The 15,049-nt window shown below is 66.5% G+C and carries 10 protein-coding genes; 8 read left to right on the top strand and 2 right to left on the bottom strand.

Annotation, left to right across the window (positions count from 1 at the left end; translation table 11 throughout):
* The first annotated feature begins 94 nt into the window (after nucleotides 1–94).
* From AC3G7M_RS06125 to AC3G7M_RS06110, 4 genes are all read left to right on the top strand, one after another.
* Complete coding sequence (locus tag AC3G7M_RS06125; RefSeq protein ID WP_489214820.1) at nucleotides 95–2,041, top strand: PrkA family serine protein kinase; 1,947 nt, start codon at nucleotides 95–97, stop codon at nucleotides 2,039–2,041.
* A 10-nt stretch (nucleotides 2,042–2,051) separates the two neighbouring features.
* Nucleotides 2,052–3,329, top strand: coding sequence for a YeaH/YhbH family protein (locus AC3G7M_RS06120; RefSeq protein ID WP_489214819.1), 1,278 nt, complete (start codon nucleotides 2,052–2,054; stop codon nucleotides 3,327–3,329).
* A complete protein-coding gene (locus AC3G7M_RS06115; protein WP_489214818.1) occupies nucleotides 3,326–4,855 on the top strand; it encodes a SpoVR family protein in 1,530 nt (509 codons plus the stop codon). Before AC3G7M_RS06120 ends, AC3G7M_RS06115 begins: the two co-directional genes overlap by 4 nt.
* Before the next feature lie 106 nt (nucleotides 4,856–4,961).
* Nucleotides 4,962–5,117 (top strand): hypothetical protein, encoded by a 156-nt coding sequence (locus tag AC3G7M_RS06110; RefSeq protein ID WP_489214817.1) that lies wholly within the window; start codon nucleotides 4,962–4,964, stop codon nucleotides 5,115–5,117.
* Between the two features lie 186 nt (nucleotides 5,118–5,303).
* Here the strand turns inward: AC3G7M_RS06110 and AC3G7M_RS06105 are convergent, their stop codons facing one another.
* A complete protein-coding gene (locus AC3G7M_RS06105) occupies nucleotides 5,304–6,317 on the bottom strand; it encodes an NAD(P)/FAD-dependent oxidoreductase (RefSeq protein WP_489214816.1) in 1,014 nt (337 codons plus the stop codon).
* Nucleotides 6,318–6,401: 84 nt separating this feature from the next.
* On the opposite strand from AC3G7M_RS06105, the gene tsaE reads away from it, so the two are divergent.
* Genes tsaE through addA form a run of 4 tightly spaced genes read left to right on the top strand, consistent with a single transcriptional unit; the run spans nucleotide 6,402 to nucleotide 14,167 of the window.
* Nucleotides 6,402–6,875, top strand: a complete 474-nt coding sequence (tsaE, locus tag AC3G7M_RS06100) for a tRNA (adenosine(37)-N6)-threonylcarbamoyltransferase complex ATPase subunit type 1 TsaE (protein WP_489214815.1) — start codon at nucleotides 6,402–6,404, stop codon at nucleotides 6,873–6,875.
* Nucleotides 6,872–7,633 (top strand): nucleotidyltransferase family protein, encoded by a 762-nt coding sequence (locus AC3G7M_RS06095; protein ID WP_489214814.1) that lies wholly within the window; start codon nucleotides 6,872–6,874, stop codon nucleotides 7,631–7,633. The genes tsaE and AC3G7M_RS06095 overlap by 4 nt, the downstream gene beginning before the upstream one ends.
* Nucleotides 7,630–10,596, top strand: coding sequence for a double-strand break repair protein AddB (addB, locus tag AC3G7M_RS06090; protein WP_489214813.1), 2,967 nt, complete (start codon nucleotides 7,630–7,632; stop codon nucleotides 10,594–10,596). The genes AC3G7M_RS06095 and addB overlap by 4 nt, the downstream gene beginning before the upstream one ends.
* A gap of 13 nt (nucleotides 10,597–10,609) precedes the next feature.
* Nucleotides 10,610–14,167, top strand: coding sequence for a double-strand break repair helicase AddA (gene addA, locus AC3G7M_RS06085; protein WP_489214812.1), 3,558 nt, complete (start codon nucleotides 10,610–10,612; stop codon nucleotides 14,165–14,167).
* Here addA and AC3G7M_RS06080 read toward each other — a convergent pair.
* Nucleotides 14,134–15,009 carry a glycosyltransferase family 9 protein gene (locus AC3G7M_RS06080; protein ID WP_489214811.1) on the bottom strand — a complete coding sequence of 292 codons (876 nt, stop codon included), beginning with the start codon at nucleotides 15,007–15,009 and terminating at the stop codon, nucleotides 14,134–14,136. The genes addA and AC3G7M_RS06080 overlap by 34 nt on opposite strands.
* Nucleotides 15,010–15,049 lie beyond the last annotated feature (40 nt).

Here is a 15,049-nt window from a genome sequence, read left to right as displayed (position 1 = left end):
TCAATCGCTGCCGCCACACTCCCTGAAAATCGGCTGTAGCCAGAGGAGCGTGACGACAGCACCTGCCCCCTAAAACGGCTGGAGAGAGCGCATCATGGATAAACCGCACGACGTCTTCTCGTTGCATGCGACCCTTCGGGACCGCACACGCGAGGTCGAGATGAGCCTTGCGGAGTATCTCAAAGCCTGCCGCGACGATCCGCTATGCTATGCAAGCCCGGCGGAACGCATGTTGCGGGCGATCGGTGAGCCTGAAATCGTCGATACCTCTCGGGAATCGCGGCTCGGCCGCATTTTTCTCAATCGCACCATCCGCGTCTATCCGGCCTTTGCCGAGTTCCACGGCATGGAGGAGACGATCGAGCGGATCGTTGGCTTCTTCCGCCACGCGGCTCAGGGCCTGGAGGAGCGCAAGCAGGTTCTCTACCTGCTCGGCCCCGTCGGCGGTGGCAAATCCTCGCTCGGTGAACGGCTCAAGTCGCTCATGGAAAAGGAGCCGATCTATGTCCTGAAAGCGGGCGACGAGCTGAGCCCTGTGTATGAAAGCCCCTTCGGTCTCTTTGACCCCGACACAATGGGGCAGACACTTCTGGAGACTTATAATATTCCGCGCCGCGTGCTGAGCGGCGTCGCCAGCCCCTGGGCGCTGAAGCGGCTGGAGGAATGGGACGGCGATCTGGAGCGGTTCCGCGTCGTCAAGCTCTACCCGTCCCGCCGCAAGCAGCTCGCCATCGCCAAGACCGAGCCGGGCGACGACAATAATCAGGATATCTCAGCCCTCGTCGGCAAGGTCGATATCCGCAAGCTGGAAACCTATAGCCAGAATGACCCGGATGCCTATGGCTTCTCGGGCGGCCTCAACCGCGCCAATCAGGGCATGCTCGAATTCGTCGAGATGTTCAAAGCGCCCATCAAGATGCTGCATCCCCTGCTGACGGCGACGCAGGAAGGCAATTACGTCGGCACCGAGAATATCGGCGCCATTCCCTTCCAGGGCATCATCCTCGCCCATTCCAACGAAGCGGAATGGCAGAGCTTCCGCAACAACCGCACGAACGAGGCCTTTCTCGATCGCGTCAGCGTCGTCAAGGTGCCTTACTGCCTGCGCGTCACCGAAGAAAGCCGGATCTACGAAAAGCTCATCGCCGGCTCCGCGCTGGTCGAGGCGCCTTGCGCCCCGCATACGCTGGAAATGCTGGCGCGTTTCGCCGTGCTCTCCCGCCTCAAGCCGCATGCGAATTCGCGGCCCTTCGCCAAGATGCGCGTCTATGACGGGGAAAACATCCGCGAGACGGACCCCAAGGTGAAGACGATGCAGGAATATAAGGACGCGGCCGGCGTCGATGAAGGCATGGACGGCATTTCCACCCGCTTCGCCTATAAGGTCCTGTCCGAGACCTTCAACTATTCCTCAGCCGAAGTCGCGGCCGACCCTGTGCATCTCATGTATGTGCTCGAACAGGCGATCCGGCGTGAACAGTTCCCGCCTGAGACCGAAGCCTCCTACATCGCCACCATCAAGGATGAACTCGCGTCGCGTTACGCGGAATTCATCGGCAATGAGATACAGAAGGCCTATCTCGAAAGCTATGGTGACTACGGCCAGAACCTGTTCGACCGCTATCTCGACTATGCCGATGCCTGGATCGAGGATCAGGACTTCAAAGACCCTGACACGGGCCAGATGCTGAACCGTGAATTGCTGAATGCGGAGCTAACCAAAATCGAAAAGCCGGCAGGCATCGCGAACCCTAAGGACTTCCGCAACGAAGTCGTGAAATTCGCGTTGCGCACACGGGCCAATAATGGTGGCCGCAATCCGTCCTGGACCTCTTACGAAAAAATCCGGGAAGTCATCGAAAAGCGCATGTTCAGCCAGGTCGAAGACCTGCTGCCTGTCATCAGCTTCGGCTCCAAGAAGGACCAGGATACCGAACGCAAGCACAATGATTTCGTCGACCGCATGGTGTCGCGCGGTTACACGGAACGCCAGGTTCGGCGGCTTGTGGAGTGGTATATGCGCGTGAAACAGTCAGCGTGAGCCAAAGCCATTGGAGATCATCGACCGCCGACGCAACCCGCATGGCAAGAATCTGGAGAACCGCCAGCGCGTGCTGGCGCGGGCGCGGGCAGCCGTCGCCCGTGCCGCGCGGGCAGCGATCGACCAGGGAACCCTGCGGGAAGTGGGGAATGACCAGGCCGTCACCATCCCGGCAGACAGCCTGAACGAGCCGAGCTTCCATACCGTCTTTACCAAAGGCAAGCGCCATATCGTTTTTTCCGGCAACAAGGAATTCTCGACCGGTGACCGTCTGGCCCGTCCGCCGGGCGGTCAGGGCAACGGCGCCGGCGAAGGCAGCCAGGGTGAAGGCAGTGGGGAAGACGGTTTCCGCTTCGTCCTGACGCGGGACGAGTTTCTTGATCTTTTCTTCGAGGATCTGGAACTGCCCGATCTCGTCAAAAACCAGATCGTCGCGACTGAGACCATGACGCCGCAACGCACCGGCCTCAGCGTCGACGGCTCACCCTCACAGATCGACATGGCGCGCAGCATGCGCCAGTCCATGGCGCGGCGCATCGGTCTCAAACGCCCCAAAACGCCAGAGATCGAGGAGATGGAAGCGGAAATCGCGGCGCTGGAAAAAAGCCGCGACAATCCCGAACGTCTTCGCACGCTGAAGGACTCGCTCGCCACCGCCCTCATGCGCCAGCGCCGCATTCCCTGGATCGACCCGGTCGATTTGCGCTACCGCCGCTTCACGCAAGTGCCCAAGCCTTCCGCCCGCGCCGTCATGTTCTGCCTGATGGACGTCTCGGGCTCGATGTCGGAACCGATGAAGGATCTGGCCAAGCGCTTCTTCCTGCTGCTGCACGTCTTCCTGCAGCGGCGCTACAAGCATGTCGATCTGGTCTTCATCCGCCATACCGAGACGGCGGAAGAAGTGGACGAAAATACCTTCTTCACCGATCCGCGTACCGGCGGCACGGTGGTCTCCTCCGCACTCACCGAATTCCTCAAAATTCAAAGGCTGCGCTACCCGCAGGACAGCTGGAACATCTATGTGGCGCAAGCCTCGGATGGGGACAATTCCAGTAGCGACACGCAGAAATCGACAGCAATGCTCGAGAAGGACATCCTGCCGCTGGTGCAGTATTTCGCCTATATCGAGGTCGGCACCATGGCCGTCATTCGCGGCGATACAGAACTCTGGCGCGGCTATAGTCCCGTCGCACAGAGGGACAGCCGGCTGGCCATGAGCCGGGTCTCGGACCGGCGCGACATCTTTTCTGTCTTCCGCCAACTCTTCGCTCGCAAGGTGGCCGCGTGACTGACAACCGCCTGCTCTATGACGGCACGGACTGGGACTTCCCGACCATCCAGCGCAGCTATGATGCGATCGAGAAAATCGCCTGCGAGGAATTGGGGCTGGAGGTCTATCCCAACCGCATCGAAATCATCACCGCCGAGCAGATGCTCGATGTCTACACCGCGCATGGCATGCCTTTGACCTATCGCCACTGGTCCTACGGCAAGCGCTTCCTGCAGCATGAGCAAAGCTACAAGCGCGGCTATTCCAGCCTCGCCTATGAGGTCGTGATCAATTCCAATCCCTGCATCAGCTATCTGATGGAGGAGAACACGGCGACGATGCAGGCGCTCGTGATCGCCCATGCCGCCTTTGGCCATAACCATTTCTTCCGCAACAACCATCTGTTCCGGCAGTGGACGGAAGCCTCGGCCATTATCGACTATCTCGAATTCGCCCGGTCCTATATCGCCTCCTGCGAGGATCAGCACGGCGCGGCGGCGGTCGAACGCGTCATCGACGCGGCGCACGCGCTGTCACGCCACGGTGTGCATCGCCATGGCGGCGCGCGCCCGCTCAATCTCAAGGTCGATCAGAAGCGGGAGCGCGAGCGGCGCGAGCATGACGAACGCATGTTCGACGATCTGTGGCGCACGGTGCCCGGCGGCAAGCCCAAGCACACCTCGGACAGCGCATCAGAACGCCGCCGCCGCCTCGGCCTGCCGGAAGAGAACCTGCTCTATTTCATCGAGAAGGTGGCGCCGCGCCTGCAGCCCTGGCAACGCGAAATCATTCGCATCGTCCGCCTGATCGCGCAATATTTCTATCCGCAGCCGCAGGCCAAGCTGATGAATGAGGGCTGCGCCACCTGGGTGCATCAGCGCATCATGACGCGCCTGCATGAAACCGGGCAGATCAACGACGCCGCCTTCCTGGAAGTTCTGCACTCCACCAGCAATGTGATCATGCAACCGGATTTTGATCACCCCGGCGGCGGGCCCGGCTTCAACCCCTATGCGCTCGGCTATGCCATGATGAGTGATATCGAGCGCGTCTGCTCGCAGCCCACTGAGGAAGACCGCCGCTGGTTCCCCGACATCGCCGGCAATGGCGATCCCGTCGGCACGCTTCGCTATGCCTGGGCCAATTTCCGCGACGAAAGCTTCGTCCTGCAATATCTGTCGCCCGCCGTCATCCGCCAGTTCCGCATGTTCCGCCTGCTGGATGACACGGCGGATTCCGCCCTGGTCGTCGATGCCATCCATGACGATGCCGGCTACCGCGCCGTCCGCCGCAGCCTGGCCGCCAGCTACGATCCAGCGCTGCATGCGGCAGACATCCAGGTCGTCGATGTCGATCTCGCCGGGGACCGCAAGCTTCTGCTCCAGCATCGTACTAAGCCGGGCGAATTGCTGTCCATGCGCGATGCCGAAGCAACGCTTCGTCATATCGCCTTTCTCTGGGGCTATGAGGTGCGGCTGCAGGAAGTGGATATGGAAACTGAGGCTATCCTCTCAACCCATGCAGCCAGTCCGCCGCCGCTCTGATCGGGGGTTTTCGGTGGCCAGCCGCGCAATTGCGAACCTGACGCCTTGCGGGAAGCAAAACTGTCCCTAACTGGGTTACAGATTTGTCACCTGCGGGGAAGCTATCATGCGCCTTCTTCTTATCATTCTCATCCTGCTGCTGCTTTTCGGCGGCGGCTACGGCTTTGTCGGCGGCGGCTTCGGCGGTCCGTACGGCTACGGCCTGGGCGGCGGACTTGGCCTCGTCGTCATCATCATCATCATCCTGCTCGTCCTAGGATGAGTGTCGCGGCGGCGGGACCATCTCCCCCGCCGCCGTAACAGTGTCGCCCGCGGCTTCATGCCGCGGGCCGACCCGGCCCGGCGCCTGGCGTCGCATGGGCGCCCCAGCGCGTGGGTCCACGGGATAAACCTGTGAACGACATATGAAGGCGCCCCGGATGACCGCCGCAGTAGCATTTAAGCAGCCTTAGCCCGGCACGCCTTTGCTGGTCGAATACTCAAAATGCAGCGCCGTCCCGGGATGCACGATCGGATGAATGGCATGGGCCGCCATCGCCGCTTCTGAGAATCCCTGCAGAATAAGTTTCAGCTTGCCGGCATAGCTCGCGACATCGCCGATCGCGAAGACGCCCGGAATCGTCGTCTCGCAGGTCGCCGGCGTCACCGGCAGATGGTGGCGCTCCAGCGCCAGGCCCCAGTCCGCAATCGGTCCCAGATCCATCGACAGACCAAAGAAGGGCAGCAGCACATCGGCCGGCAGCACCTTCTGCTCGCCCTGCAAAGTGGCCACAACCACGCCGGTCATCTGACCATCCTGACCTTCCAGCCCGTGCAGCTGATAGGGAATGACGAGGTCGATGGCGCCCGCCGCGGCCGCTTCATCCAGCCGCGCAGCCATCTCGGGCGCCGCGCGGAACTTTGGCCGGCGATGCACGACCGCGATCGAAGCCGCGATATCCTTCAGCGCCAAAGCCCAGTCGACCGCCGAATCGCCGCCGCCCGCAATCACCACCCGCTTGCCGCGAAAATCCTCCCGCCGCCGCACGTAATATTGCACGCTGGCGGTCGCCTCATATTCTTCCAGCCCGTCCATCGGCGGCCGGTTGGGACCAAAAGCACCGGCGCCTGCGGCGATGATCACGGCCTTGGCCGTCACCTGATCGCCCTTGTCGGTCGTCAGCGTAAAGGCGCCGACCGCGCCGGCCAGACCCGTGACCCGCCGGCCGAGCAGGCGCGGCGCCGCGAAGGGCGCGATCTGCGCCTCCAGATTGGCGATCAGATCGGCAGCCTCGATCGCCGGATGGGCGGGAATGTCATAGATCGGCTTTTCGGGATAAAGCGCCGTACATTGGCCGCCGACCGCATCCAGCGCATCGATCAGCACCGCGCGCATCTTCAGCATGCCGCATTCAAAGACGGCGAAAAGCCCGGCCGGCCCTGCGCCGACGATCGCCACATCCGTATCCAAGACCTGAGCCATCCTGCGCCCGTCCCCTCATCACCAAGTCCCGGTAGATAGGCTGCGGCCTTCCGGTCCGTCCAGCCTTGGGGCATGGTCCCGGCCATGACCGGCAGCCCTCCCCCCTCGCTCGCTCTTCGGCTTTCGTCGCTCGATGAGACCGAGGCGCTGGCGCGGCGCATCGCCGCACAGCTGCGCCCCGGCGATGCCGTATTGCTCTCCGGCCCGCTCGGCGCCGGCAAAAGTGCCCTCGCCCGCGCGGTCATCCGGGCCGCCGCCGGCAACCCGGCGCTGGATGTGCCAAGTCCCAGTTTCACACTGGTGCAAAGCTATGAGACGCCGAAGGGCATGGTGCATCATTACGACCTGTGGCGCGTCGAGCCGGGACCCGATTTGCGGGAGCTTGGCCTCGATGACGCCTTTGACGACATCACATTGATCGAGTGGCCGGACCGCCTGGACGCCTATACACCGGCCGGTGCGCTTGAAATCATCCTCAATCCGCAGGCGGACGGCGTGCGGCTCGCGCGTCTTTCCGGCTGGCCGGATCGCCTTCACCGTCTTATGGACCAGCCATGACCCAAGACGTCTTCAAGCCTCGCCACGTGCCGCGTTCCGCCATGCTGCTGGCCGCGGGCCTCGGCACCCGCATGCGCCCCCTCACGGATAGAACCGCCAAACCCTTGCTGCCCCTCGGCGGCCGTGCCTTGCTCGACCATGCGCTGGACCGGCTGCTCGATGCGGGGGTGGAGACGGTCGTCGTCAATACGCATTGGCAGGCGGAGGCGGTCGAAGCCCATCTGAAAAAGCGTGAGGGCGGCCCCGCCGTCATTCTGCAGCGCGAGGACAGCCTGCGCGATACCGGCGGCGCCGTCGCCACGGCGCTGGCCGCCGGGCATCTTGGCACCGACCCCTTCTACGTCATCAACGGCGACGCCTTCTGGCTCGACGGCCCGATTCCGGTGCTCCTACGGCTGGCCAGCGCCCTGGAGATCGAGACCGCTGACGGCGTGCTGCTCCTGCATCGCAGCGTTCAGGTCGCGGGCTATACCGGCTCCGGGGATTTCGCCCTCGATGTCTGGGGCAATCCGCGCCGCCCGACGGAGAATGAGCAGGTTCCCTATACCTATGCCGGCATCCAGCTCCTCTCCCCCAGCCTGTTCCAGGATGTGCCGGCCGGCGCCTTCAGCATGAACCTGATCTGGGACCGCGCGATCGAAGCCGGGCGCTTGCGCGCCATCGTGCATGACGGCGTCTGGTTCCATCTCTCCACCCCGCCCGATCTCAGCCGTGCCGAGGTCGAGCTGCGGGAGCATGCGGCAGGCAACCGCCGTTGAAACCGCTCGGCCTCTGGTCCATCCCCAGCGGCCTGCCCTTTCTGGATGCTCTGGCCGGGCGCTGGCTTGACCGGCACGGCGGCTCGCCGCTGGCCCAGGGCCTCATCCTGCTGCCGACACGCCGCGCTGCCCGCGCTCTGATGGAAGCCTTTTTGCGCGCGACAGACGGCAAGCCGCTCCTGCTGCCGCGCATCGCGGCCATCGGCGCGGCCGATGAAGTGCCGCTCGCCTTGGGCCCCGCCGCCCTCGCTTTGCCGCCCGCCATGCCGGAAGCCCAGCGGCTGGCGACGCTTTCACGCCTCATCATCGCGCTGGAAGCTGCGACCGGCGCTGTCACCCCCAGCCTCGACGCAACTTGGCGCCTGGCGCACGAACTCGCGAGCCTGATGGATGAGGCCGAGCGCGCGGAAGTGCCTCTGGCCGAGGCGCTGCGCGCCAGCGTGCCCGAAGAACTCGCCGGGCATTGGCAAAAGACCCTGACCTTCCTCGCCATCGCGACCGAGCAATGGCCGCGCATCCTCGATGAACTGCAGTTGATGGACCCGGTCGCCCGCCAGGTGCGGCTGCTGCATGCCCAGGCCGAGACCTGGGAACAGGTCGCCCCGGACTATCCGGTCTGGATCGCGGGCCTTACCGCGGCCCGTCCGTCCATCGCGCATATCGCGCGCGTCGTCGCTGGCCTGCCGCAGGGCGCCGTCATCCTGCAGGGGCTCGATCACAGCATGGCCGATGAGGTCTGGACATCCCTGCAGCCGAGCCACCCGCAGGCCGGATTGCAACGCCTGATCACCGCCATGGGCGCGCGGCGTGACGATGTCCAACAATGGGAACCCGCATCGACAGAAACGCCGGATCGTGCGGGTCTCCTCGCCCGCGCCCTGCTGCCGGCGGAAGCGCTCGGCGCCTGGCGGGAACCCGCAACACTCGCTCTCGACGGGCTCTATCGCCTCTCGCCCGCGGACCAGCAGCAGGAGGCGATCGCCATCGCCGCCATTCTGCGCGACACGCTGGAAACGCCCGCTGCCCGCGCCCAGCTGGTCACGCCCGACCGGGCGCTGGCGGCCCGCGTCGCGGTGGAACTCCGCCGCTTCGGCATCGTCGCCGATGACAGCGCCGGCGAGGCCTTGGGGGAGACGCCGGCCGGCACCTTCCTGCGCTTGATCGCCCGCGCGGTGGCGGACCGCCTGGCACCGGTGCCGCTGCTCGCGATGCTGAAACATCCCTTCACCGCTGCCGGAATGTCGCTCTCCGCCTGCCGTGCCGGCGCCAGGCTGCTGGAGATAGACTGCCTGCGCGGTCCGCGCCCTGCGGCCGGGCTTGCGGGTCTGCGTCAGGCGCTGGACCAGGCGCGCGGCGGCCCTTCGCCCCGCGCCGTCGATCTGCTCGCCCGGCTGGAACCCGCCTTGCTGCCGCTGCGGCGGCTGGCCGAGGGCTATACACTGCAACCGCCGGCCGATCTCCTCCGCGCTTTGACCGAGACGGCCGAGGCGCTGGCGACGACCGAGAGTGATCCCGGTCAGTCCCGCCTCTGGTCGGGTGAGGAAGGCGAGGCCCTGGCCACCACCATCGCCGAAGCCCTGCCGGCGCTCGAAACCCTGCCCGATATCGCGCCTTCCGTGCTGCCCGGCCTGCTCGAAGCGCTGCTGGAGGGCAAGGTCGTGCGCAGCCGCCGCGCCATTCGCGGCCTGGCGGGGGCCACCATTCATCCGCGCATCTCCATCTGGGGCCTGCTGGAAGCGCGGCTGCAAAGTGCCGAGGTCGTGGTTCTCGGCGGCCTGGTCGAAGGCACCTGGCCGCCGGCCCCGGACCCCGGTCCCTGGCTCAGCCGCCGCATGCGCGCCGAAGCCGGCCTGCCCTCGCCGGAAGAGATGATCGGCCAGGCCGCGCATGATTTTCTGGCCAATGCCTGTTCGGCGCCGACCGTCATTCTCAGCGCCCCTTTGCGCGTCGGCGGTGCGCCGGCGGTGCCGGCCCGCTGGCTGAAGCGGCTGGAAGCGATGCTCGCCGGCCAATCCATTCGGCTGCCCGCGCATCCGGCGCTCGCCTGGGCGCAGGCGCTGGATCAGCCCGGCGCCGCCCCCGCGCCCGCACGCCCGCCCGTGCCAAAGCCGGCAGTGGCCCTTCGCCCGCGCAGCCTCTCGATCACCGAGATCGAGACCTGGCTCGCCGACCCTTACGCCATCTATGCGCGCCATGTGCTGCAGCTGAAGGAGCTTGATCCCCTGGATCAGGCGACGGACGCCGCCGATTACGGAAGACTGGTCCATGCCGGCGTCCAGCATTTCCTCAATGAGGTCGGGGCCGAGTGGCGTCCTGATTCGCCCTATCGCCTGCGCATCGCCATGGAACGCGCGCTCGGTGAAGCGCGCCTCCGCCCCGCACTCGCCAATTGGTGGCGCCCGCGCCTCCGCCGCATCGCCGATTGGATCGCGGAGGTTGAGACCGCACGCCGGGCCGGACTCTCGCTGGTCAAAATCGGCACCGAAGTCAGCGGCCGCTGGTCGCTCTCGGGCCCTGCCGGCCGCTTCGTCCTGAAAGGCCGTGCCGACCGCATTGAAAAGCGCGCCGACGGTGCGCTTGCGCTCATCGACTACAAGACGGGCACGGTGCCGACCGAAAAGCGCGTCCGCGAAGGCCATGCGCCGCAGCTGCCGCTGGAAGCCGCCATGGCCGCCGCCGGCGCTTTCGGGGAGGACTTCACGGGTCCGACCGTCGAGATGAGCTATTGGCGCCTGCGCGGCGGGGCCGAACCCGGCGCCGTCATCACGCCCATCGACAGTGCCGCCGAACTCGAAGCGCTCGCGGCCCAGTCCGAAGCCTCGCTCCGCGCTCTCATCGCGGCCTTCGACGACCCCACCAAACCCTATCTCGCGCGGCCCCATCCCGGCCGCACGGCGCGCGATTCGGCCTATGGCCGCCTCGCCCGCCTGGCCGAATGGGCCGGCGGCGGGGATGAGGCATGAGGCAGGCATCGGCATGACCCTTTCTCAGCTCGGCCTGCCTCTGCCGCCGACGCCCACCGCCGATGATGCACGCGTCCGCGCCAGCCAGCATCAGATGGCGGCGTCGGACCCCCGCGTCTCCACCTTCGTCGCGGCCTCCGCGGGCTCCGGCAAGACCAAGCTGCTGACCGACCGGCTGCTACGCCTCATGCTCGGCGGCGTCGATCCCGGCCGCATCCTCTGCCTCACCTTCACCCGCAATGCCGCGGCCGAAATGGCACTCCGCCTGCAGGACCGCCTCGGCCGTTGGGTCAGCCTGCCCGATGACGTCCTCAATCAAGCGCTGACCGAGCTGGATGTTCTACCCAGCGAAGTGCATCGCAAACGCGCCCGCTCGCTCTTCGCCATCGTGCTCGATCTGCCGGGCGGCATGCGCATCGACACCATTCATGCCTTCTGCCAGTCGCTGCTGCGCCGCTTCCCGCTCGAAGCGGGCATCTCCCCCCATTTCCGTCTGGTCGAGGAGCGCGACGCACTCATCTCGCTGCGGGAGGAGCAGGAAATCATGCTCTCCCGCATCCATGATGACGCGCCGGGCATGCGTGACGCCGTCGATGCGCTCGCGGCCGAACTCAGCGCCGATGATCTTGACCGCCTGGTCCGCCAGCTCGACGGTGCGCGGGAACGGACGGAGGCGCTGCTCACCCAGGACATCGAAGCGCTGATCGCGCAGCAGCGCCGTATCCTCGGCGCCGTGCGCACGGCGGAGGATATCTGGCTGGACGCGCTGTCGGGCGGCGCTCAGGGGGAGCTGCACCGCGTCTTCGCCACGATCGCCGACCAAGGCCCGCCCACCGTGCGCATCCGGGCGCTCGCGCTACTCGACTGGCTGGCCGATGACCATGACAGCCGGCGGCGGGACTGGTCCGTCTGGAGCCGCAGCTTCTTCAAGGTGGACGGCGATCCCCTCGCCCGTTCGACACTGGTCGGCAAGAAGCTGGATGCCGAGCGGCCCGATCTCTGGCCGGTCATCGAAGCGGAACAGGCGCGCCTCTCTGCGCTGGAAGACGCGTTCGCCGCCGAGCGGCTGGCCGATCTCTCCGCCGCCTTCCTGCGCCTGGCGCTGCCGGTGCTGCGCAGCCAGGCGCGGCGGCGGCAGGTGGAAGGGCTGATGGACTACGGCGACCTCATCCTCCGCTCCAATGAATTGCTGCGTGACCCAGGCGCCGCCTGGGTTCTCTTCAAGCTCGACCACGGGCTCGATCATCTTCTGCTGGATGAGGTGCAGGATACGGCGCCCGCGCAATGGACCATCGCCGGCAGCCTGACGGCCGAATTCTTCGCCGGCACCGGCGCGCGGGAGGTGCAGGCGCAGTCCCAAAAGGATGCGCTCGGCCGCACGGTCTTCGCGGTCGGTGACCGCAAACAGTCGATCTACGGCTTCCAGGGGGCCGATCTCCGCTCCTTCGACGACTGGCGGCAGCGGCTGCGGCACCGCGTGCGCACGGCGCAGCGCACCTGGCATGACGGTGCGCTCGATGTCTCCTTCCGATCGGTCGTGCCGGTGCTGGCGCTTGTCGATGCGGTCTTCGCGGACCCCGAAGCCGCGCGCGGCGTGACGGAAGCCGGGGCACCCCCGCTGCTGCATGTCTCGGCCCGGCCGGAGGATGGCGGATCGGTCGAAATCTGGCCGCTGACCCCGCGGGAAGCGGTGCCAGTGCCGGATGCCTGGACCATCCCGGACAGCAATCTCGGCCAGACCTCCGCCCCCGGACGGCTGGCACGCGATCTCGCATTATGGATCGCCCGGCTGACCGATGGCAGCCAAATGCTGGAAAGCCAGGGTAGGCCGGTCGCCCCCGGCGACATTCTCGTTCTGCTGCAAAAACGCGCGCCCTTCGCCCCTATCCTGGTGCGCGAGCTGAAGGCCGCCGGCGTGCCAGTCGCGGGGCTCGACCGGTTGGAGCTGACCGCCCAGGCCGCCGTGCAGGATCTCATGGCGCTCGCCGACAGCATGCTGCTGCCCGAGGACGACCTCTCCTTCGCCTGCTGGCTGACCAGTCCTTTGGGCAATCTCTCCGATGACAGCCTGATGGATCTCGCGGCCGGACGAGGTCCGCGCTACCTGTCGGAAACGCTTCGCCTGCGCGCCGCCGAGCGGCCGGATTGGCAAGCCGCCTGGCATTTCTATGAAACCCTGCAGGCTCAGGTCGATTACGCAACGCCGCATGCCGTGCTCTCCCAGGCGCTCGGTGCGCTGGGCGGCCGGGCGCGGCTGTTCCGCCGGCTCGGCGCGGAAGCGGCGGAACCGGTCGATGAACTGCTCAACGCCGCGCTGACCTATACCGCGAGCCATGCGCCCTCTCTGCAAAGCTTTCTGCATTGGTTGCGGCAGTCCACGACTGAGGCGAAGCGGGAACCGGGGGCGGCGGGGGACGCCGTGCGCATCATGACCGTCCATGCCTCCAAAGGTCTGCAGGCGCCGGTCGTCATCATGGCGGACGCCGCCAACCGGCCGCCGGGCGACCGCTCGCAGCTGCTGTGGATGCAGGACGATCAGGGGGGGCTCGATCTGCCCATCCTGTGTCCCCGCAAGGACAGCCATTGCGAGGCAAGCCGCAGCTTTCAGGGGCTGATGCAGGCCCGCGCGGTGGAGGAGCATCACCGCCTGCTCTATGTCGCCATGACCCGCGCGGAAGACCGGCTGGTCGTCTGCGGCTGGGAAAGCGGCGGCCCGCGCAGCAGCGCGCCCAGCTGGCATGAGCTGATTTCGCGCGCCTTCGCCCGGCTGGAGGCTGCAACGATCGAAGAACCGGATCGTGTTCCATCGACCCGGCAGGTTCTGACCGCGCCGCAGCGGCGGCCACCCCCGCCGGCACGGCCGCAATCCACAGGGCTCACGGCCGCGATGCCCCGCTGGATCGGCCAGGCGCCGGATTGGCGGCCGATCCCGGCACCGACCGAGCCGCCACGCGCCAAGCCGCTCGCGCCAAGCCGGCCGGACGACGTCGCCTTCGGCCCGGTGCCGGCCAGCGACTCGCCGGTCACCACCACCACGCCACGGCGCGCGCGCTTCAGCCGCGGCACGCTGATCCATCAATTGCTGCAACATATGCCGGACCTGCCGGCCGCCACCCGGCAGGTGGCGGCGATCGACTTTCTGCGCCGCGCCGGTTCGGGCATCGACCCGGCAGAGGCGGAGGCGGTGCTCGCGCAATGCGAAGCGGTCATCGCCGATCCTGCTTTGGCATCGGCCTTCTCGCCCGGCAGCCGCGCAGAAGTGCCGCTGGCCGGAGAGGTCGCGGGGGAGGTCATCACCGGCATCGTCGATCGTCTCGCGGTTACGCCGGACAGGGTCGTGGCGCTCGATTTCAAGACCAATCGCCAACCGCCGGCCTCGGCCGACAAAACGCCGCTGCTCTATCTGCGCCAGATGGCGGCCTATCAGGCTTTGCTGCAGGCGATATTTCCCGGTCGGCCAGTCGACTGCCTGCTGGTCTGGACGGAAACCGGCACGGTCATGCCGCTACCCGATGCCTTGCTTGCGGAACACAGCCCTCAGGCACGGGCGGCGGCAAAGGCCACGAACTGATCGAGCACGGGGGCCACCCAGCCGAGGCCCGGACCATCGGGGAACCAGGCGGCGCGCACGGCTTTCAGATCCTCCTCGCCGCGCACGAATTCCGCACTTTCCGGCACGCCGGGGATGGGCAGCCGGTAGGGCAGGCAGAACGGATAGTCCCGCACCCGCCATTCCGGCCGATGGGTCGTCATGAAGGCCAGGCAGGGCACCGAATAGGCATCGGCGATATGCAGGATGGCGGTATCGGTGGAAACCACGGCCCGCGCCCCCGCGACCAGAGACGCGAGCTGCTCGATCGTCGCGCAGAAGGGTGCCGGGATGGCGCCGTCCAGCGGCTCGCCCTGGGTCACGACTGCCCCCAGGCCTTGGGCCTGCAAGCCGCGCATCAGGGCATCATGCGCCTCACGCGGCATATCCCTGAGCGCGATGGAGGCGTGGGGGCATAGCAGCACGTAGTCCCGCGGCAGCCCGAGATCGGGCAAAACCCCCAGCCGCGGTGCAAGCCAGGTATTGCGCTTGTCTGCCGATGGCACGGCGGCCGGAGCGACGCCAAGCTTGCCGAGGAAGAAATCGATCATGGAAATGCGGGCGAAGGCGGGGTCCAGCGCGAAATCCCGGATATCGATCACCCTGCCATCCAGCGGCGCCGCATCCATCGGCACGACGCCCGCCAGATCCGCCGCGCGCCGGTACAGCTGAGGGACCAGCGGCTTGGCCGCGGGCTCGCGCCGGCCCAGCACCACGCGCCCCTGAATGGCGCCGCTCGACCGGGCGACAGCCAGCGCCTGCAGGCCGATAATGCCGTCGCCGAGGCTGATGCCGAAGCCGTTCAGAATTGTCGTCAGGCCCAATCCTGCATTCTCCTTTTACCTGCCCCAACGGCACAACTGA

This window comes from Acidisoma sibiricum, from assembly GCF_057837225.1.
This window is presented reverse-complemented; position numbering and strand designations above follow the sequence as displayed.

What these genes read in the sequence shown, in the direction of transcription:
- AC3G7M_RS06125 (WP_489214820.1), top strand. Translation starts at nt 95, where the DNA reads ATGGATAAACCGCACGACGTCTTCTCGTTGCATGCGACCCTTCGGGAC.
- addA (WP_489214812.1), top strand. Translation starts at nt 10,610, where the DNA reads ATGACCCTTTCTCAGCTCGGCCTGCCTCTGCCGCCGACGCCCACCGCC.
- AC3G7M_RS06105 (WP_489214816.1), bottom strand. Translation starts at nt 6,317, where the DNA reads ATGGCTCAGGTCTTGGATACGGATGTGGCGATCGTCGGCGCAGGGCCG.
- tsaE (WP_489214815.1), top strand. Translation starts at nt 6,402, where the DNA reads ATGACCGGCAGCCCTCCCCCCTCGCTCGCTCTTCGGCTTTCGTCGCTC.
- AC3G7M_RS06095 (WP_489214814.1), top strand. Translation starts at nt 6,872, where the DNA reads ATGACCCAAGACGTCTTCAAGCCTCGCCACGTGCCGCGTTCCGCCATG.
- AC3G7M_RS06110 (WP_489214817.1), top strand. Translation starts at nt 4,962, where the DNA reads ATGCGCCTTCTTCTTATCATTCTCATCCTGCTGCTGCTTTTCGGCGGC.